Raw genomic sequence first — 19,616 nt, forward strand, 5'->3', positions numbered from 1 at the left:
CGGGGTTGCCCACCGACAGCGCCCACGATGCTCCGGTGACGCTGAGACCGCGCTGAGACCGCGCTGAGACCCTGAGAGGCCGCTGAGAGCCCGCCGGGGTTCGCGTGCCGATTGTCCCCCGCACGGGCCATGCTGTGCCGGTGAGGCCACGGGTGCTGGTAGTCGACGACGAGGTGGGCGTTCGCCGCGCCCTTGAGCGCGGGTTGGCCGCCGAGGGCATGGAGGTGGTCAGCGCCGCCGACGGCGACACGGCGCTGCGCGCGGCCCTGACCGGGGCGTTCGACGTGGTCCTGCTGGACATCATGCTGCCGGGGCTGTCCGGGTACCGGGTGCTCCAGCGGATGCGCGCCGAGGGGGTGCGCACGCCGGTGCTGATGGTGTCGGCCAAGGACGGCGAGGTCGACCAGGCCGACGGGCTCGACCTGGGCGCGGACGGGTACCTGGTCAAGCCGTTCTCGTTCGTGGTGCTGGTCGCGCAGGTCAGGGCGCTGCTGCGGCGCGGGTCCGCCGAGCTGGCCAGGCGCAGGCTGAGGCTGGGCGAGCTGGTCGTGGACCGGGCGGTGCGCGAGGTCAGCTGGGCGGGCGTGCCGGTGCCGCTGTCGCCGCGCGAGTACGCGGTGCTGGACGTGCTGGCCGGGCGCGCCGGGTCCGTCGTCACCAAGGACGAGCTGCTGCGCACCGTGTGGGGCGACGAGCAGGCCGCCACCCGCAACGCGGTCGAGGTGTACGTCGGGTACCTGCGGCGCAAGCTGGAGGCGGTCGGCGCGGGCGAGGTCGTGCGCACCGTGCGCGGCCACGGCTACCTGGCGTCCGCGGGCGACCTGGACGCCTCGCTCGGTCCGGCGGTCAAGCGCAGGTGAACCCCGACCTGTGGTGGTGGGAGCGGTGGTGGCTGCGGCGCACCCTCAGGTTCCGGATCACCGTCGTCGCCACCGGGGCCGCGCTGCTGTGCCTGCTGGCGTTCACCCTGCTCGCGCCGCTGCTCATCGGGCACGTCCAGGTCGGCGCGGTCGACCGGGAGCTGGAGCGGGCGGGCGTGACCAGGCTGCTCGACGTCGCGGGCGCGCCCGTGGACGGCGGGCCGCCGCTCGACCTGACCGCCGCCGACATCAGGCAGCTGCGCGCGGGCGAGTCCGTGCTGCGGCCGGACGGCGACAGCGCGCACCGCTGGGTCGGGCGGGTCGAGTTCACCGACGACGGCACGCCCCGGCTGCGGGTGACCGGGGACGTGCTGGTCGGGTACGCCGAGGCCAACCGGCTCGGCACCCGGTGGCTGGCGCTCGCCGCGGTCGCCGTCGCGCTGCTGGTGGGGGTGGCGACCTGGCTGGCGGTGCGCACGTCGCTGCGGCCGGTCGAGCGGATGCGGGTCGCGGCCGGGGAGCTGCCGCACGGGCGGCGGCTGCCGCTGCCCGACGCGCGCGACGAGCTGCGGGGGCTGGCGGTCGCCCTGAACGCGCTGCTGGCCAGGCGGGACGAGGCCAGCGACCGGCTGCGGCGGTTCACCGGCGACGCCGCGCACGAGCTGCGCTCGCCGGTGACGTCGGTGCGGGCGCAGGCCGAGGTGGCGGTCGCGCACCCGGACCCGGACTTCTCGCTGGAGGTCCTGGAGTCGGTGGTGGAGGAGTCGCAGCGGATGTCCGCGCTGGTGGACGCCCTGCTGATCCTGGCGCGCGCGGACTCCGGCGAGCTGCCGAGACCGGAACCGGTCGACCTGGTGCTCCAGGCGCAGGCCGCGGTCGACCGGCTGGGCGAGGTGGAGCCGGTCGTGCTGGTGACCGCGCCGATGGGCGCGTGCCTGGTGTGGGCGGCCGGGCCGGAGGTGGAGCTGGTGCTGGACAACCTGCTGCGCAACGCGGTCCGGTACGCGCAGAACCAGATCCGGGTGTCGGTGCTGCCCGCCGGGCGCGAGGTGCGGGTGGTGGTGGACGACGACGGGCACGGGATTCCCGAGGAGCACCGGGGGCGGGTGTTCGAGCGGTTCTACCGGGTGGAGAGCGACCGGGGGCGGGCCAGCGGCGGGTTCGGGCTGGGGTTGGCGCTGGTGGCGCACCTGGTGCTGGCGCGGCGGGGGGCGGTGCGGGCGGCGGAGTCTCCGGAGGGCGGGGCGCGGGTGGAGGTGCGGTGGCCGGTGTACCGGTGAGGGCGCGTGGCGGGGTGGTGGCGCGGGCCGCCGGTGAAAGCGGGGCGGGCCGCCGGTGAGGCGGGGCGGTGGCGCGGGCCGCAGGCGCGGTGGGCGCGGTGTCGGTGGCGCGGGCGGGCGTGGTGGCCGGGGGCCGCTGCGGCGTCGGGGCCGCCGGTGAGGCGGGCGGTCGGGGGAGTCCGCTAGGTTCTGCGGCCGTGCCGGAGATCCTGGGGACGACGCTGGTGGACGCGGGTGCGCCCGCCGTGGCGGGGGCGCTGCTGGACACCGCGCCGCTGGTGGAGGCGGCCCGCGCGGCGGGCGTCGAGCTGCGCGCGGGGAAGCTGCTGGTCGAGGGCGGCCGGGTCACCGGGACGCGCGGGCCGGTCCTGCTCAAGCTCACCGTGACCAGGGCGGACCTGACCGGCGTCACCCTGTCGGGGCGGGGCTTGTCGCTGACCACGGACCTGGTGCGCACCGGCGGCGGCACGCTGGTCGTGGACCGGGTCGAGTGGACCGCGCCCGGTGGGCCGCTGGGGCGGGTGTTCGACGTCGTGCTCGGGCGGGCGCTGGCGCTGCGGCTGCTCGAGGCCCGGTCGGAGCGCCTGGTCCGGCGGGCCGGGGAGCTGGCCGGGGCGCGGGTGGTGGTCGGGGCGGCGATCACGCGCGGTGGCCGCCTCCTGGTGCAGCAGCGGGCGTTCCCCGCGGACGCCGAGGGCCGCTGGGAGCTGCCCGGCGGCCGGGTCGACCCCGGCGAGGACGACCGCGCCGCGCTGACCCGCGAGTGCCGCGAGGAGCTGGGCGCGGACGTCGTGGTCGGCGACCCGGTCGGCCCGGACGTGCCGCTGAAGCCGGACCTGCTCCTGCGCGTCCACACCGCCGAGCTCACCCCCGACAGCCCCGAGCCGACCGCGATCGAGCACCGCGCCCTGCGCTGGATCGCCCCGACCGACCTGGACGCCCTCGACTGGCTCCCCGCCGACCGGGCCCTGATCCCGGCCCTGCGCGCCCTGCTGACCTGACCGGCGCGACAGCGCCGCCCGGAACGACGGCCGCGCTGAGCGCAGGCCCGCCGCACCCCCGCCGCCGCCGTACCCCTCGCCGCCGCATCCTCGCCGCCGTCCCCCCGCCGTCCCCCCGCCGCCGTCCCCCCGCCGCCGTACCCCCCGGCCGCCGCGCACACCCCCGCCTACGCATCCCCCGCCTGCGTGCGCCGCCCGCCGCCGCGCCCGCCCGAGATCAACCGCCCGCCGCCGCCCGAGACCAACGGCCGCTGCCCGAGACCGCCGCCCGAGACCAACGGCCGCCGCCCGAGACCGCCGCCCGCCGCCCGAGACCGCCGCCCGCCGCCCTCAGCCACCCGCTCCGGCCGCCCCAGCCGTCCCCCGCCCCGCGCGACCACCCTCCGGCGGCCACGCGGGGCGGGGGCCGCGCTCTTCACCCCAGCCCGGACATCCGCAGCGCCGCGTCCAGCCGGTGCCGCGAGCGCTCCCGCGCCCGCTCCGCGCCCTCCGCGCGCACCCGGTCCAGCTCCGCCGCGTCCTCCAGCAGCGCCAGCGCCCCCTCGCGCACCCCGCGCAGCTCCTCCACCACCGCCTCCGCCGCGGTCTCCTTCAGCTCCGCGTACGACGAGATCCCCGCCGCCAGTTCCCCGACGTCCTTCCCGGTGCACGCCGCCGTGATCTCCAGCAGGTTCGACACCCCCGGCTGCCCCTCCGGGTCGTGCCTGACGACGCCCACCCGGTCCGTCACCGCGCGCTGGATCTTGCGCCGCACCAGGTCCGGCGGGTCGAGGACGAAGACCGTCCCGGCCGCGTCCACCGCCGACTTCGCCATCTTCCGGCTCGGGTCGGCCAGGTCCCTGACCCGCGCCGCCGTCCTCGGCACGACCGCGCTCGGCACCGCGAACACCTCGCCGTACGTGCCGTTGAACCGCCGCGCCAGCACCCGCGCCAGCTCCACGTGCTGCGCCTGGTCCTCGCCCACCGGCACCTCGTCGGCCCCCTGCAGCAGGATGTCCGCCGCCATCAGCACCGGGTACGTCAGCAGGCTCAGCCGCACCGAGTCGCGGCCGGTCGACTTCTCCTTGAACTGGATCATCCGCGCGGCCTCGCCGTAGCTGCACACGCACTCCAGCACCCAGGTCAGCGCCCCCAGCTCGCGCACCAGGTCGGACTGCACGAACACGCTGGCCGGGTCGACGCCCGCCGCCACCGCCACCGCCAGCTGCTCCCTGGTCAGCGCCCGGAGCCTGGACGGGTTGTGCGGGGTGGTCATGGCGTGCAGGTCGCTGATGAAGTACAGGTCGTCGGCGGTCCCCTCGCGCGCCCAGCGCCGCACGGCGCCGAGGTGGTTGCCGAGCTGGACGTGGCCCGACGGGGTGATCGCGGAAAGCCTGGTCACTGGTTCCTCCGGAAACGGGCCCGCCCGAGCGGAAACCCTCCGGAGAACACGAAGGCCGCCCCGGCGGGCGGCCTGTGGTCACTGAACGCGCACAGTTAAGCGGGCCACCGCGAGGTGGTCCACCAGAAGTGGTAAAGAGCGCGCATAGCGGGGATCATAACGTGTTTTACCCGTGGGGAACAGGTCTACATTTCGGGGCATGTACATCGTGCTGCTGCGGTACACGAAACCGCTGGACGTAGTCGACTGCTCCCTCCCCGAGCACGGCGAGTGGCTGGCCAGGCAGTACCAGGCCGGGCACTTCCTCGCCTCCGGCAGGCAGATCCCACGCGACGGCGGCGTCATACTCGCCCGCCCCATGCGCCGGGGTCAACTGGACGCCCTGCTCGCCACCGACCCCCTCGCCATCCGACGTCTGGTCCGCCACGAGGTGGTGGAGTTCCAGGCCACGCGCACCGCCCCTGAGCTGCTCAGGGTCAACGAAGCCATCCTGACCACCTGACCGAGTGAACGTCGTCCTCCGCCGCCCGGTGGAGGGGACACCGGGCGGTGCGACGCCGGCTGCGACCGCGGCCCACGCCGCCGGACTGACGACGCCCGCGCGCGACACCCGCGCCCACCACCCGCGCCCACCACCCGCGCCCACCACCCGCGCCCACCACCCGGAGCGACGTCCCGCACGACCACCGCCCCCGCGAGGGCGACCCGAGGGCGACCCGAGCGGGAAAAGCAGAGCGAAATGCGCTTTCTCCCCGCTCTTTCCCGAGGACACCCCGATCGGCCGAACGCGCGACCGACCGCCGTGCCCCGATTCCGCGCGGCCCGGCCCGAGCCCGGTTCCCGCGACTCAGCCCCCGCCCTCCTTCAACGCCTTGCGCGCGGCTTTCTCCTTCGCCTTCTGGAACACCACCACCGGGCACCGCTTGCACCTCGGCGTGGACCGGCAGCACTTGGACTTGACCTTCTTCTCGCCCTTCTTGCCGTCCTTCTTCTTGCCCTTCGCTCCCACGTGCTCATCTCCTCCTGTCGGGTGTCCCACCCCAGGGTGAGGCTGACCTCACCGCTGGCGCTGTGTGGTAGGGGTGTGGTGCGCGGTAAGCTGTAGGACGGCTGCGCGCGTGAAAACCTGTCCGGCGCCCGGCCTCCCAGCGACTGAAGCTCTAGGAGTTCCGCGTGCCCACGGCCACTGCGTCGATCAAGGAAACGCTGGTCCGCAACGACCTGCGCAACGTGGCGATCGTCGCGCACGTTGACCACGGCAAGACCACCCTGGTCGACGCCATGCTCCGCCAGTCAGGCGCCTTCTCCGAGCGCGCCGAGCTCGTCGACCGGGTCATGGACTCGGGCGAGCTGGAGCGCGAGAAGGGCATCACGATCCTCGCCAAGAACACGGCTGTGCGCAGGCACACGCCGGACGGCGACATCGTCATCAACGTCATCGACACCCCCGGCCACGCCGACTTCGGTGGTGAGGTCGAGCGCGGCCTCTCCATGGTCGACGGCGTCGTCCTGCTCGTCGACGCCTCCGAGGGCCCGCTGCCGCAGACGCGCTTCGTGCTGCGCAAGACCCTCGCCGCGGGCCTCCCGGTCATCCTGGTGGTGAACAAGGTCGACCGCCCCGACGCCCGGATCTCCGAGGTCGTCGAGGAGGCCCACGACCTGCTGCTCGACCTGGCCACCGAGGTCGGCGCCGACGACTCCGTGCTCGACCTGCCGGTCGTCTACGCCTCGGCCCGCGCCGGTCGCGCCTCGCTGACCCAGCCCGAGGACGGCGGCCTGCCGGACGAGGAGAACCTGGACAGCCTGTTCAAGGTCCTGTTCGACTACATCCCGGCCCCGACCGGCGACGCCGACGCGCCGCTGCGCGCGCTGGTGACCAACCTGGACGCCTCGACCTTCCTCGGCCGCATCGCGATGTGCCGCGTCGCCGCCGGTCGGATGCGCAAGGGCGAGACCGTGTCCTGGTGCCGCGAGGACGGCTCGGTCCAGAAGGTGCGCATCACCGAGCTGCTGATCACCGAGGCGCTGGAGCGCGTCCCCGCCGAGGAGGCCCGCGCGGGCGACCTGGTGGCGATCGCGGGCATCCCGGAGATCACCATCGGCGACACCCTGGCCGACGTCGACAACCCGGAGCCGCTGCCCCGGATCACCGTCGACGAGCCCGCCATCTCGATGACCATCGGCGTCAACACCTCGCCGCTGGCCGGTCGCAACGGCGGCACCAAGCTCACCGCGCGCGTCCTCAAGGCCCGCCTGGACTCCGAGCTGGTCGGCAACGTGTCCGTCCGCGTGCTGCCCACCGAGCGCCCCGACACCTGGGAGGTGCAGGGCCGAGGCGAGCTGGCGCTGGCCATCCTGGTCGAGCAGATGCGCCGCGAGGGCTTCGAGCTCACCGTCGGCAAGCCGCAGGTGGTCACCAGGCAGGTCGACGGCAAGACCCACGAGCCGTTCGAGCGCCTGACCATCGACGCCCCCGAGGAGCACCTCGGCGCCATCACCCAGCTCCTGGCGAACCGCAAGGGCCGCATGGAGACGATGGACGGCCACGGCACCGGTCGCATCAAGCTCGACTACGTCGTGCCCTCGCGCGGCCTGATCGGCTTCCGCACCGAGTTCCTCACCGAGACCCGCGGCACCGGCATCGCGAACGCCGTCGCCGAGGGCTACGGCCCGTGGGCGGGCGAGATCCGCACCCGCCACAACGGCTCGCTGGTCGCCGACCGCACCGGCTCGATCACCGCCTACGCGATGATCCAGCTCGCGGACCGCGGCACGTTCTTCGTGGAGCCCGGCGCGGACGCGTACGAGGGCATGGTCGTCGGCGAGAACCCGCGCGCCGAGGACCTGGACGTCAACGTCTGCCGCGAGAAGAAGCTGACCAACATGCGCACCTCGACCGCCGACGTCATGGAGACGCTGGCCCGGCCGAGGAAGCTGTCGCTGGAGGAGGCGCTGGAGTTCTGCGCCGCCGACGAGTGCGTCGAGGTCGCGCCGGAGGTCGTCCGGGTCCGCAAGGTCACCCTGGACGCCAACCAGCGCGGTCGCGAGCGCAACCGCGCCAAGCTGCGCGGCTGAGCGCACGAGCGCTGACCCGAGGGCCGACCGGACCGCTGTCCGGTCGGCCCTCGGGCTTTCCGGGGGCGTCCCACCAGGTGGCCGCGTGCGCCGCAGGTGAGCGCCCGAGCACCCTGCGTCCCTGTTGTCCGGACCACCCCGGTCGACCGGACAACCCCCTGAACAGGGCTCTGACCAGGCATGACATCCCTCGCGCACGAGGCCGTCCGCGTCCGGTGGCGATGATCACCGGGGGTAGCGGTCGGTAGTCGGGGGCGGCGTGGGACCCTCAGAGCATGACCAGGCCCAGGGGTTTCCTCCGGCGCGCGGGGCTGCTCGCCGCGCTGCTGGCCCTGTCGGCGTGCTCGATCACCCCGCCGCCGCCCCTGGTCCCCGCCACGCCCGGCGTCACCGTGGTGCCCAAGGAGAAGCTGAACGAGGTCGTCGTCGGCGTCGACGAGGTCAAGGGCGGCTACAACCCGCACACGCTCGCCGCGCAGTCCACGGTCACCACCGCGCTGAGCAGCCTGCTGCTCCCGTCGGCCTTCCGCTCCAACCCGGACGGCAGCCCCTCGCTCGACCGGACGCTGCTGGTCGGCGCCGAGGTCACCGGGGCCGCGCCGTACACCGTGACCTACACCCTGCGCCGGGACGCCTCCTGGTCGGACGCCGCGCCGATCGCCGCCGAGGACTTCGTCTACCTGTGGCAGCGGATGCGCTCCGAGCCCGGCGTGGTCAACCCGGCGGGCTACCGGCTGATCTCCGACATCCGCTCCCGCGAGGGCGGCAAGGTCGTCGAGGTCGTCTTCGCCGAGCCCTACCCGGCGTGGCGCGACCTGTTCCGCGACCTGCTGCCCGCCCACCTGCTCAAGGACGCTCCCGGCGGCTGGTCCTCGGCGCTCACCGAGAGCTTCCCCGCCACGGCGGGCCCGTTCGCGGTGCGCACCCTCGACCAGCCGCGCGGCGAGATCATCCTGGAGCGCAGCGACCGCTACTGGGAGCAGCCCGCCGCCCTCGACCGGGTGATCCTGCGCCGGGCGAGCCAGTCCGCGACGCTCGACGCGCTGCGCAGCGGCGACGACCAGGTCGCGCTGGTCCGGGCCGACTCGATCACCACCACGAACCTGGCGAAGCTCGCCGAGACCACCCCGCTGACCACCGAGGCCGTGCCCAGGGGCGAGGTGGTCCAGGTGCTGTTCCGCCCGGCGTCCCCCAACCTGGCCGACGTGAAGGTGCGCACCGCCGTGCGCGCGCTGCTCAACCGGGACGAGCTGATCGGCGTCGGCGCCAGGGGAGGACCGGGCGCCGCGCTGCGCGCCGACTCGCTGGTGGTGCCGCCCTCCCGGCCCGGCTACCGGGCGACCGTCCCGCAGGACGGGGTCGACGCCGCCGCGCTGCTGACCGAGGCCGGGCTGACCCGCCCCGACGGCGGGAAGTGGGGCCGCGACGGGCGTCCGCTGCAGCTGGTGATCGCCGCGCCCGGCGGCGTCGAGCCGTACGCGACGATCGCCAACCAGGTGCAACGCCAGCTGTCATTGTCCGGAATCGAGTCGGAGGTCCTGACAACGCCGCCGGACGAGTTGTTCGGCGAACTGCTGGCGGACCCCGGCGGCACCGGAGGACAAGGTGATCGAACTGTCGACATCGCCGTTGTCCCGCTTGTCGGCTCCGGTGATTCCGGCACAGTTCTGGCGTCAGCTTTCGGCTGCCCGGAACCGGACAACGCCGGATCTTCGACAACGTTTCCGGGGAATCCCGCCGGTTTCTGCGACCCGGCCGTTCAGAAGATCGTGGAGGAGGCCCTGACCGGCCGCCTCCTGCTGTCCGACGCGCTCGCCCAGGTCGAGCCGCTGCTCTGGCAGCAGGCCGTCTCCCTGCCGTTGTTCCAGGTGACGGACCTGCTCGTGGTGCTCCCGCAAGCGCAGGGGGTGGCCACCGGCGCGCCCTTCGCGGGACCCCTTTCAGGGGCTGCCGCCTGGCGGAGGGAAGACCGTTGAAGCGCGTCACCGCACAAACCGGGGAACCCCCTGGTGCACACGTCGTCAGCCGGGCATTATTGACAGTATTCCCGTCAACCGGTTAACGAAGACCCCCGTCCGGTAACGACGGTGTAGCGCGCTGCTACCGGCGTGTCACCCTTTGGTCACGATCAAGCTCTGGGCAGTGACCATCCGTCTAACACCTTCTTATCGTTCGCACCGGTGTGTCGGTTCGGGGCGCGTTTGGCACATCAACGTTAAGGGTGTGGAGTCCGGTCAGAGGTCCGCTCCAACCCGGTGCTAGGAGGGCACGTGTCGATGAGGAGAAAGACCGTCTCGGCGTTCGCGCTGATGACCAGTGCGGCGCTCTTGCTGAGCGCCTGTGGCGGCGGCGGCGCCGGCAGCGAGGGCGAAGGCGGCCAGCAGGACTCGAACCCCGGTGCGATCGGGGGCCAGGACGAGATCTTCAAGCGTCCGGCCGTCGACGACATCGGCGAGGTCGCGATCGCCGTCGAAGAGGGCTTCACCAACTACAACAACTTCACGGGTGCGACGAACAACTTCGCCAGCACCATGGCGTTGTCGAACGTGCAGCCCTCGCCGTACATCGTCGACCTGGTCGACGGCAAGGTCGTCATCAAGGTCGACGGCGACCTGATGGAGTCCATCAAGGTCACCTCGAACGACCCGCAGGTCATCGAGTGGAAGGTCCGCAAGGAGGCGGTCTGGTCCGACGGCCAGCCGATCGACTGCAAGGACTTCCACCTGAAGTGGCTGGCCGCGACCAGCCAGGCCAGGACGACGACCTCCGACGGCGAGTCCGCCTCGATCTTCGACGCGACCCCCACCGGGTACGAGGACATCGAGAAGCTCGAGTGCGCGGACGGCAACAAGACGATCACCACGACGTTCAAGAAGCCGTACGCCGACTACCGCGGCCTGTTCTCGCAGCCCGGTAGCGACGGCCTCCTCCCGGCCCACGTGCTGGAGCAGAAGACCGGCATCGAGGACATCACCAAGATCACCCCGGCGCAGAACGACGAGACGGTCAAGAAGGCCGCCGAGTTCTTCACCAAGGGCTGGAACGGCTGGAGCGCCGACGTCGCCCTCTCCGGTGGCCCGTACGTCATCACCTCGGCCGACCTGAGCGACCAGACGGTCCTCGAGCGCAACCCGAAGTGGTGGGGCAACAAGGGCGGCCCGGCCAAGGTCATCCTGAAGACGAACCGCGACGCCCAGTCCGCGGCCCAGCAGCTGCAGAACAAGGAAGTCCAGGCGATCGCGCCGCAGGCCGACAACGCCGTGGCGCAGCAGCTCCGGGGCAGCGACGCCTACACGGTCTTCGCCAGCGGTGGCCAGACCTACGAGCACATCGACCTGAACATGGCCAACCCGCTGTTCGGCCAGAACAAGGAGCTCCGCGAGGCGTTCGCGATCTGCACCCCGCGGACCGAGATCGTCGAGAAGCTCGTCCAGGACGTGCAGCCGGGCGCCAAGCCCCTGGGCAGCCTGACCTTCATGCCCAACGAGGTCGGCTACGAGGACCACTACTCCGACCTGGCCGACGGTGACGCCGAGGCCGCCAAGAAGGTCATGGAGGCCGGTGGCTGGACCCTGGGTGGCGACAACGTCTACACCAAGGGCGAGTTCCGCGCGTCCTTCAAGCTGAGCCACAAGACCGTGACCCGTCGCGCGCAGACCGTGCGCCTGGTCCAGGCCTCCTGCGCCAAGGCGGGCATCGAGGTCATCGCCGACGAGGCCGCCGACTTCAACGACAAGCGCCTCCCGGCCTCCGAGTTCGAGGCCGCCCTGTTCGCGTGGGTCGGCGCCCCGCTGAAGGCAGGCGCGTTCGGCAACTACGCCCAGAAGGCCAAGGGCGGCTCGGCGAACTACAACAACTACGACTCGGCGACCGTCACCGACACGTGGGCGAAGGCGAACAGCGAGCTCGACTACGAGAAGCGCATCACGCTGATGAACGACGTCGACAAGGCGATGCGCGCCGACCTGGCGAGCATCCCGCTGTTCCAGCACACCGACTTCACCGCCTCCTCCTCGGAGTACGGCCCGGTGAGCTACATCGGTGTCGCGGGTGGCATCACCTGGAACCTGTACGCCTGGCAGAAGAAGTAGCCCTGAGCTGCTGCTGATCTGCTGAGCCGTCAGGCTCCAGCGCACGACCCATCCGTCCGGGGGGCCGGTGCACCAGCACCGGTCCCCCGAACGCCGTCAGCATCCGGTAGGCCCCCACCACGTCCCCCGCGGGAGGGCCTAGGGAGACTAGAGACCTCGTATGTTCCGTTACGCCATCCGGCGGGTTCTGATCTCGATCCCGCTGTTGATCGTGGCTTCGTTCCTGTGCTTCGGGCTGACCACCGCCATGGGAGACCCCCTCGGCGAGTGGAAGCTCCAGAAGCCCCGCACCGAGGCGGAGATCGCCGCCGCCTACGAACTGACCGGTTACAACAAGCCCGTCGTCGAGCGCTACACCGACTGGGCGGGCGACTTCGTCACCGGCGACTGGGGCCAGACCGTCGTCCCCGGCAACGCGGGCAAGCCGGTCAAGGAGACCCTGCTCAAGGCCTTCGGCGTCACCCTACGGCTGATCCTCGCCGCCGAGCTGATCGCCCTCGCCCTCGGCATCGCCGTCGGCGTCATCGGGGCGGTGAAGCAGTACTCGGTCTTCGACTACACGGCGACCGGCATATCGTTCGCCATGTTCTCGATGCCGCTGTTCTGCGTGGCACTGGTGCTCAAAGCGGGCGGCATCGAGCTGAACAACTGGCTGGAGTCGCTCGGCCTGGACCGCTGGATCATCACCGCGGGCCCGCCCGGCGACGGCTTCGGCGGCAGCTTCGGCGAGCAGGTGTTCCAGTACTCCGGCGCGTACCTGCTGCCCACCATCTCGCTGGTCGTCATCCAGTTCGCGCTCTACAGCCGCTTCCAGCGCGCCTCCATGCTCGACACCCTGAACGCCGACTACGTGCGCACGGCGCAGGCCAAGGGCATCTCGCAGGCGCGCACGATCTTCCGGCACGCGTTCCGCAACGCCCTGATCCCCGTCATCACGATGTCCTCGCTGAACATCGGCGCGGGCTTCGGCGGCGCGGTCATCACCGAGACGGTGTTCGGCTGGTCGGGCATGGGCAACTACATCGTCAAGGCCATCGAGAAGATCGAGCCCTACCAGGTGCTCGGCTTCATGATGCTGACGGCCATCTTCATCGTCCTGTTCAACCTGATCGCGGACATCCTGTACGCCTTCCTTGACCCGAGGATTCGCCTTGACTGACATGGGTTCCCCGCTGGCGCAGGCGCCCGCGCCCGAGAAGGCTGAGGCGAGCCAGTTCGACAGCACCACCGCGAAGAAGCAGTGGAAGGTCATCCTCACCCGCTTCTCCAGGCACCGGGCCGCGCTGTTCGGCCTCGTGCTGTTCGTGATCCTGGTGCTCTTCGCCTTCTTCGGCGGCCTGCTGTGGCAGCACAGCTACACCGACCTGGGCTTCCGGCGGTACCTGCCGCCGAGCGCCGACCACCCCTTCGGCACCGACAGCCTCGGTGGCGACATGGTCGCCCAGATCATCCGGGGCACCCAGTTCTCCCTGCAGATCGCGATGGTCGTGGCGCTGGTGTCCACGGTGATCGGCGTCGTGCTGGGCGCGCTGGCGGGCTACCTCCGGGGCTGGGTCGACGCGCTGATCAGCCGGTTCATCGACCTGCTGCTGATCATCCCCAGCCTGGTCATCGCGGCCGTGCTGGTGCGCAGCAGCTTCGTGGCGACCATCTCCGGTGGCTCCAACTGGCTCGTCGTGGCCGTCTACCTCGGCCTCATCGGCTGGCTGTCCATCGCCCGCGTCATCCGCGGCATGGTGCTGTCGCTGCGCGAGAAGGAGTTCGTCGAGGCGGCCCGCGCCCTGGGCGCGAGCACGTGGCGGATCGTGTTCCGGCACATCCTGCCCAACACCATCGACGTGATCATCGTGAACGCGACGCTGGCGATCGCGCAGGCCGTGCTGCTGGAGGCGGCCCTGTCGTTCATCGGCCTCGGCGTGCAGAGCCCGGACACCTCGCTGGGCCTCATGATCAGCCTGAACAAGAACGAGCTGACGCTGCACCCGTGGCTGTTCTTCCTGCCGTTCGTGTTCATCGTGCTGATCTCGCTGGCGGTCAACTTCATCGGTGACGGCCTCAGGGACGCCTTCGACCCGCGGCAGAAGAGGGTTAAGGCATGAGTGAGTTGGACGACGTGATGGGCGCACCCAAGAAGGCGCAGAACGCCGCGGGCGAGAAGCTGCTGCGGGTGGAGAACCTGTCGGTGGACTTCCCGACCGATGACGGCACCGTGCACGCAGTGCGCGACGTGTCGTTCACGCTCGGCGCGGGCGAGGTCCTCGGCATCGTCGGCGAGTCGGGCTCGGGCAAGTCGGTGTCGTCGATGGCGGTCATGGGCCTGCTGCCCAAGACCGCGAAGATCGGCGGTTCGATCAGGTTCCGCGAGCAGGAGCTGGTCGGCCGGTCCTACAAGGGGATGCAGCCGGTCCGCGGCAACAACATCGCCATGATCTTCCAGGACCCGATGACCTCGATGAACCCGGTCTACACGGTGGGCTGGCAGCTCGCCGAGGCGTACCGGGCGCACCACAAGGTCTCGAAGAAGGCGGCGCTGGCCAAGGCCGTCGAGGCGCTGGAGCTCGTGGGCATCCCGCAGCCCGACCGGCGCGCCCAGCAGTACCCGCACGAGTTCTCCGGCGGCATGAGGCAGCGCGTGATGATCGCGATGGCGATCATCAACGACCCGGACGTGATCATCGCGGACGAGCCGACCACCGCGCTGGACGTCACCGTGCAGGCGCAGATCCTGGACACGCTGCTGCGCATCCGGGACGAGACGAACGCGGGCATCATGATCATCACCCACGACCTCGGCGTCGTGGCGGGCATGGTCGACCGCGTGCAGGTCATGTACGGCGGCACGGTCGTCGAGCAGGGCGGCGTGGACGAGGTCTTCGAGGCCCAGCGGATGCCCTACACCGTCGGCCTCATCGGCTCCATCCCGAACCCGCAGATGCTCGGCAGGCGGCTCACGCCCATCAAGGGCACGCCGCCGTCGCTGATGAACCTGCCCCAGGGCTGCCCGTTCTCGCCGCGCTGCCCGCTCGCGGTCGACCAGTGCCGGGAGACCGAGCCCCTGCTGCTGGAGACCGACCGGGCGAACCACTTCGCCCGCTGCCACCGCTCCGCCCACCTCGCGACCATCCCGAACCCCCAGCGGCTGTTCGCCACGGAGGAGATCGGCGTCGTGGAGAACCCGGCCGCACTGACCGTCGCGAATCCCGGCATCCCCGTCGTCGAGGACGCCGCCGTGGTCGAGGCGCGCCTGCACGAAGGGGAGAACCCGACCTCATGAGCACCTCGACCGACACCTCAGCCCGGCAGCCCGGCGCGAGCCGCACCCCGCTGCTGGAGGTCAAGGACCTGGTCAAGGCCTTCCCCGTGCGCGGCGGCGGCATCATCCCCCGCACGGTCGGGCAGGTGCAGGCCGTCTCCGGCATCACCTTCGACCTGCACGCGGGCGAGACGCTCGGCCTGGTCGGCGAGTCCGGCTGCGGCAAGTCCACCACCGGTCGCGCCATCCTCCAGCTGCACAAGCCCACCTCGGGCTCGGTGAAGTTCGAGGGCCGCGAGCTGACCAAGCTCAAGGGCGGCCAGCTGCGCGGCGTGCGACGGGACATGCAGATCGTGTTCCAGGACCCGTACGCGTCGCTGAACCCGCGCTGGCAGATCAACGAGCTCATCTCCGAGCCGTTCAAGATCCACGGCGTGGACGGCGGCGAGGGCCGCAGCGTGCAGCAGCGGGTCAACGAGCTGATGGAGCTCGTCGGCCTCAACCCGGAGCACCGCAACCGCTACGCCCACGAGTTCTCCGGCGGCCAGCGCCAGCGCATCGGCATCGCCCGCGCGCTCGCGCTGAACCCGAAGCTGATCGTGCTGGACGAGCCGGTGTCCGCGCTGGACGTGTCCGTGCAGGCCGGCGTGGTCAACCTGCTGGAGGAGCTCCAGGAGCGCCTCGGCCTTGCCTACCTGTTCGTGGCGCACGACCTGTCCGTGGTGCGGCACATCTCCGACCGGGTCGCCGTGATGTACCTCGGCAAGATCGTCGAGATCGGCGACCGCGAGGAGATCTACAGCAAGCCGACGCACCCGTACACGCAGGCGCTGCTGTCGGCCGTGCCGGTGCCGGACCCGAAGCTGGAGCGCAGGCGCCAGCGGATCGTGCTCACCGGCGACGTGCCGTCCCCGGTGAACCCGCCGTCGGGCTGCCGGTTCCGCACCCGGTGCTGGAAGGCGCAGGACATCTGCGCGACCGAGGAGCCGAAGCTGGAGCGCAGGGCGGGCAGCCAGACCCTGTCCGCGTGCCACTTCGCCGAGGTCAAGCCGATGATCGTCGGCTAGTCGGCGGTCCGCTGACCGATCTTCAGCGCCCGCGCGGGGTCCTCGCCCCGCGCGGGCGCTGTTGTGTTCCCTGGGAGCGCCGGCCCGCCTCCGGGGTCTGCGGCGGCGCAACCTCTACGCTGGTCGGGTGACGCTCACCGCCCCACCCCGGTTGCTGCTGGTCCACGCGCACCCCGACGACGAGAGCCTGTGGACGGGCGGCACGATCGCCCGGTACGCGGCCGACGGCGTGCAGGTCACCGTGGTCACCTGCACCCTCGGCGAGGAGGGCGAGATCATCCCGCCCGCGCTGCGGGAACTCGCCGCCGACGCCGCCGACCAGCTCGGCGGCTACCGCGTCGCCGAGCTGCGCGCCGCGTGCGCCGCGCTCGGCGTGACCGACCACCGGTTCCTCGGCGGCCACGGCCGCTGGCGCGACTCCGGCATGGTCGGCACCGCCGCCAACGCCCACCCGCGCGCCTTCGTCGCCGGGTCGGCCCAGGAGCAGGCCGACGAGCTGCTCGCGATCATCAACGCGGTGAAGCCGCAGGTCGTGGTGACCTACGACGGCTTCGGCGGCTACGGGCACCCCGACCACATCCGGGCGCACGAGATCACCACGGCGGCCGTCGCGGCGTCGAGCGTGGTGGAGCGGCTGTTCCACACCGTGACCTCCCGCGAGGAGACCGAGGCGGGCGCCCGCGAGCTGGCCGAGCTGGCGGACCTGCCGTTCCGGCTGCCCGAGCCCGGTGAGCTGCCCGCCGTCGACGACGCGGTCATCACGACCACGATCGACGTGTCCGAGCACCTGATGGCCAAGCTGCGGGCGCTGCGCGCGCACACCACGCAGGTGACGGTGTGGCAGGACGGGGCGGGCGGGGCGAGCTACGCGCTGTCCAACGGGATCGCCCAGCCGGTGCTGCCGAACGAGCACTACGTGCTGGCGAGCGGGCCCGCGGAAGGCGCGGAGCGCGACCTGTTCGGCGGGTTGGGCGGCTGATGGCGGCCGACGACCGGACAGCCGGGGGCGCTGCCGTCGGCGGTGGTGGCGCTGCCGGCGCTGCCGGTACCGCGACGCGCCCGCAGCTCCGCGACCGGATGGGCCTGGACGACCGGGTGGCCCACGTGGCGGTGCTGCTCCAGACGGCCGTGCTGGCGGTGCTGGAGCTGTTCTTCCTGCCGCTGCGCCTGGACGGCGCCCTCCTGCCCGCCGCGGGCGGCTGGCCGTTCCCGATCTCGGTGGTGGTGGCGGCGGTGTCGATGCCGCTGCTGGTGATCGCGGCGTCGAGCTGCTCGCGCAAGATGTCGGTCGCCGCGTCGCCGCTGCTGGTGTGGCTGGGCGTGCTGCTGGTCCTGGGCGTGTTCGGACCTGGCGGCGACGTCGTGCTGGCCAACGACTGGCGCACGCTGGCCCTGTTCGGCGCGGGCGCGCTGCCGGGGGCGGTCGCCCTGGGCGCGATCATGGGGCGCCCGGCCTGAGCGGGCGCTGAGGCGCGCGCGGTCGGGTGGCGGCTCGGGCTGGCCTGCCTGCCCGGTCGGGGCAGGGAGCGTTGGGCCGGGCGTGTCGCGGGTGGTTCGCGGGCGCGCTCGGGGGTAGGAGTTGGGTGTGGGCTCGTCCGGCGCCCGCCGGGCGGGTGCGGTGGGCGCGGGGAGGCTGGCGTGGGCGGCATAACCGATCGGGACGTGGTGCTGGCGCTCCGGCCGTTCGTCCGGGCGACCGGGCCGGTGCTGGCGGCGGTGCGGGACGTGGACCTGCTGGGGCTGCGCGAGCGCGAGATCGGCTCGGGCGCGGACCGCCGGGCCGTCGACCGGCTGTGGGACCAGCTGGCCGCGTTCCGGGTGCCGGGCACGGCGGCGTGGGCGGCGATGGGCGTCGAGCAGCGCGACGACTGGTGGGCCGACCGGCTCGGCAGGCTGCTCGCCCTGCTCGCGGCGGTCCCCGGCGTCGGCGGCGCGCTGGCCGACCGCCTGCCGATCCAGTCCTCCCTCGGCGCGGCCGGGCAGGGGCTGCTGCTGGCGGCGTTCGCGGGGGAGCGGGGCGTCGACTCGGTCGAGGACCGGGTGCGGCTCATCGCGCACGTGCTGTTCCAGCGCGAGGTCGACGGCAGGCTCACCGACCCGGCCGACCGCGCCGAGGAGGACCGCCGCACCGCCGAGCTGACCGAGGAGCTGACCGACGCCCTGCGCGCGGCCGACGCGGCGGACGCGAGGAACGCGACGAGCACCGGCGGCACGGCAGGCACGACCACCACGCCGCCCACGACGACCGGCGCCAAGCCCGCCGGTGCGGCTCCCGAGGCGGCTGACGCCGGCCCCGAAGCCGCCGAGGCCGGTTCCGGGTCGGCCGCCACCGGTTCCAGGGCCGCAGGCCCCGAAGCCACCGGTCCCGGCTCAGCCGGTCCCGAGTCGGCCGGTCCCGGCTCAGCCGGTGCCGCGCGTCCCGGAATCGGGCAGCGGGCGGCCGAGGGGGCCAAGGCGGGGGTCAAGGTGGTCGGGCGGGCGGTGTGGAAGCTCGCGCGGGTGCTCTGGTCGTTGGAGGGCGAGCTGGACAAGCGGCCCCAGGGGCGGGTCCACCACCAGGTCATCGGCATGTTGCCGCTGGTCGGCGCGGTCGGCGACTACTTCGGCGAGCGGCACGGCGGCAAGCGGGTGCGCCGGGAGGCGCTCGCCTGGTTCGCCGCCGAGGCCGCCCGGAAGGCCGCTCAGGACGACGGGCGCCAGTAGCGGTAGCGGTGGTGCTCCGCGCAGCCCAGCGACTCGTACAGCGCGATCGCGGGCTTGTTGTGCTCGGCCACCTGGAGCGCCAGCGTCGTCGCCCCGCGCGCCACGCCCCACGCCGCCAGCTCCCCCATCAGCGCCCGCGCCAGCCCCAGCCGCCGCGCCTCCGGGCGCACGGCCAACCGCGCCACGTGCAGCACCTCGCCCACCACGGCCCCGCGCACGACACCACCGGCCGCCCCACCGCCCTCGGCGACCGCCTCCCCCGAACCAGACCCCGAACCCGACCCCGAACCCCCCACCGGCAGCGCGATCCCGAACCCCACCGCCACCCCCTCCGGGGCCAGCACGCGCCGCTGCGCGGGCGTCGGCTCGGCCTGCGCGGCCAGCTCCCACCAGCGCGCGTCCGGCTCCTCGGGCACCGCCACCGCGTACCCGCCCCGGACCACCCGCCCGTCCCGCCCCTCGGACCCGCCCCGCACATCCCCGAACCCGCTCAGCGGCCCGGTCATCACCAGCGACTCGACCCCTCCGGGGTGCTCGAGATCCGGCTCCCACCCGGCCGCCGCCAGCCCCGCCTCGTGCCCCGCCCCGAGCACCACGTGCGCCAGCGGCGGCACCCCGTGCTCGGCCGCGAACGCGCGCACCGCCTCCAGCGCCTCCCCCAGCGGCACACCCGGATCACCGGTGGTCAGGGCGCTGTTCGCGCGTCCGGTGAACCCGTCCGCCGCGCGCAGCCTCCACCCCCCGAGCGGTCGGTCGACGAGCGCGGGCCAAGCGGTCGCGCAGTGCTGCTCCAGAGCGGTGATCGGGTCCACCGCCACATCCTGCCGCACCCCCGCCCCGAAGCGAGGTCGTCCGTTCTGGCAGGTGGGATGGGAGTTTGATAAGGCGAGCCTCACCGGCGCGGC

The 19,616-nt window shown here is 72.7% G+C and carries 17 protein-coding genes; 14 read left to right on the forward strand and 3 right to left on the reverse strand.

Features of this window, described 5'->3' with window-relative positions:
• Nucleotides 1–140 precede the first annotated feature (140 nt).
• The 3 genes from AMIR_RS03785 to AMIR_RS39955 all read left to right on the forward strand — a co-directional run bounded on the left by AMIR_RS03785 (nucleotide 141) and on the right by AMIR_RS39955 (nucleotide 3,141).
• The gene (locus AMIR_RS03785; protein ID WP_084799101.1) at nucleotides 141–860 is read left to right on the forward strand and encodes a response regulator transcription factor; all 720 of its coding nucleotides are present in this window, start codon (nucleotides 141–143) and stop codon (nucleotides 858–860) included.
• On the forward strand, nucleotides 857–2,140 hold the full coding sequence (locus tag AMIR_RS03790; RefSeq protein ID WP_012783378.1) for a sensor histidine kinase: 1,284 nt from the start codon (nucleotides 857–859) through the stop codon (nucleotides 2,138–2,140). The genes AMIR_RS03785 and AMIR_RS03790 overlap by 4 nt, the downstream gene beginning before the upstream one ends.
• A 68-nt stretch (nucleotides 2,141–2,208) precedes the next feature.
• Nucleotides 2,209–3,141, forward strand: coding sequence for a (deoxy)nucleoside triphosphate pyrophosphohydrolase (locus tag AMIR_RS39955; RefSeq protein WP_245554579.1), 933 nt, complete (start codon nucleotides 2,209–2,211; stop codon nucleotides 3,139–3,141).
• 415 nt (nucleotides 3,142–3,556) lie between these two features.
• On the opposite strand, the gene trpS is transcribed toward AMIR_RS39955, so the two are convergent.
• On the reverse strand, nucleotides 3,557–4,522 hold the full coding sequence (trpS, locus tag AMIR_RS03800; RefSeq protein WP_012783380.1) for a tryptophan--tRNA ligase: 966 nt from the start codon (nucleotides 4,520–4,522) through the stop codon (nucleotides 3,557–3,559).
• Nucleotides 4,523–4,721: 199 nt separating this feature from the next.
• On the opposite strand from trpS, the gene AMIR_RS03805 reads away from it, so the two are divergent.
• Complete coding sequence (locus tag AMIR_RS03805) at nucleotides 4,722–5,024, forward strand: YciI family protein (RefSeq protein ID WP_012783381.1); 303 nt, start codon at nucleotides 4,722–4,724, stop codon at nucleotides 5,022–5,024.
• Nucleotides 5,025–5,369: 345 nt separating this feature from the next.
• Here AMIR_RS03805 and AMIR_RS39960 read toward each other — a convergent pair whose 3' ends face one another.
• Nucleotides 5,370–5,531 carry a hypothetical protein gene (locus tag AMIR_RS39960; protein WP_012783382.1) on the reverse strand — a complete coding sequence of 54 codons (162 nt, stop codon included), beginning with the start codon at nucleotides 5,529–5,531 and terminating at the stop codon, nucleotides 5,370–5,372.
• 164 nt (nucleotides 5,532–5,695) lie between these two features.
• On the opposite strand from AMIR_RS39960, the gene typA reads away from it, so the two are divergent.
• The 10 genes from typA (at nucleotide 5,696) to AMIR_RS39965 (ending at nucleotide 18,711) form a co-directional block, all read left to right on the forward strand.
• Nucleotides 5,696–7,597, forward strand: coding sequence for a translational GTPase TypA (gene typA, locus AMIR_RS03810; protein WP_012783383.1), 1,902 nt, complete (start codon nucleotides 5,696–5,698; stop codon nucleotides 7,595–7,597).
• A 275-nt stretch (nucleotides 7,598–7,872) separates the two neighbouring features.
• Complete coding sequence (locus AMIR_RS03815) at nucleotides 7,873–9,573, forward strand: ABC transporter family substrate-binding protein (RefSeq protein WP_012783384.1); 1,701 nt, start codon at nucleotides 7,873–7,875, stop codon at nucleotides 9,571–9,573.
• A 300-nt stretch (nucleotides 9,574–9,873) separates the two neighbouring features.
• Nucleotides 9,874–11,688 (forward strand): ABC transporter family substrate-binding protein, encoded by a 1,815-nt coding sequence (locus tag AMIR_RS03820; protein WP_012783385.1) that lies wholly within the window; start codon nucleotides 9,874–9,876, stop codon nucleotides 11,686–11,688.
• Nucleotides 11,689–11,848: 160 nt separating this feature from the next.
• Nucleotides 11,849–12,847, forward strand: coding sequence for an ABC transporter permease (locus AMIR_RS03825; RefSeq protein WP_012783386.1), 999 nt, complete (start codon nucleotides 11,849–11,851; stop codon nucleotides 12,845–12,847).
• Between the two features lies 1 nt (nucleotide 12,848).
• Nucleotides 12,849–13,787, forward strand: a complete 939-nt coding sequence (locus tag AMIR_RS03830; protein WP_012783387.1) for an ABC transporter permease — start codon at nucleotides 12,849–12,851, stop codon at nucleotides 13,785–13,787.
• A complete protein-coding gene (locus tag AMIR_RS03835) occupies nucleotides 13,784–14,962 on the forward strand; it encodes an ABC transporter ATP-binding protein (protein ID WP_012783388.1) in 1,179 nt (392 codons plus the stop codon). The genes AMIR_RS03830 and AMIR_RS03835 overlap by 4 nt, the downstream gene beginning before the upstream one ends.
• A complete protein-coding gene (locus AMIR_RS03840) occupies nucleotides 14,959–16,008 on the forward strand; it encodes an ABC transporter ATP-binding protein (RefSeq protein WP_012783389.1) in 1,050 nt (349 codons plus the stop codon). Before AMIR_RS03835 ends, AMIR_RS03840 begins: the two co-directional genes overlap by 4 nt.
• Before the next feature lie 127 nt (nucleotides 16,009–16,135).
• Nucleotides 16,136–16,987 (forward strand): N-acetyl-1-D-myo-inositol-2-amino-2-deoxy-alpha-D-glucopyranoside deacetylase, encoded by an 852-nt coding sequence (gene mshB / locus AMIR_RS03845; RefSeq protein WP_012783390.1) that lies wholly within the window; start codon nucleotides 16,136–16,138, stop codon nucleotides 16,985–16,987.
• Nucleotides 16,987–17,466, forward strand: coding sequence for a hypothetical protein (locus AMIR_RS03850; protein ID WP_245554580.1), 480 nt, complete (start codon nucleotides 16,987–16,989; stop codon nucleotides 17,464–17,466). Before mshB ends, AMIR_RS03850 begins: the two co-directional genes overlap by 1 nt.
• Before the next feature lie 180 nt (nucleotides 17,467–17,646).
• Nucleotides 17,647–18,711 (forward strand): hypothetical protein, encoded by a 1,065-nt coding sequence (locus tag AMIR_RS39965; RefSeq protein ID WP_012783392.1) that lies wholly within the window; start codon nucleotides 17,647–17,649, stop codon nucleotides 18,709–18,711.
• On the opposite strand, the gene AMIR_RS03860 is transcribed toward AMIR_RS39965, so the two are convergent.
• On the reverse strand, nucleotides 18,690–19,523 hold the full coding sequence (locus AMIR_RS03860) for a GNAT family N-acetyltransferase (RefSeq protein WP_012783393.1): 834 nt from the start codon (nucleotides 19,521–19,523) through the stop codon (nucleotides 18,690–18,692). The genes AMIR_RS39965 and AMIR_RS03860 overlap by 22 nt on opposite strands.
• Between the last annotated feature and the right edge of the window lie 93 nt (nucleotides 19,524–19,616).

It is taken from the genome of Actinosynnema mirum DSM 43827, from assembly GCF_000023245.1.
Lineage (GTDB): Bacteria > Actinomycetota > Actinomycetes > Mycobacteriales > Pseudonocardiaceae > Actinosynnema > Actinosynnema mirum.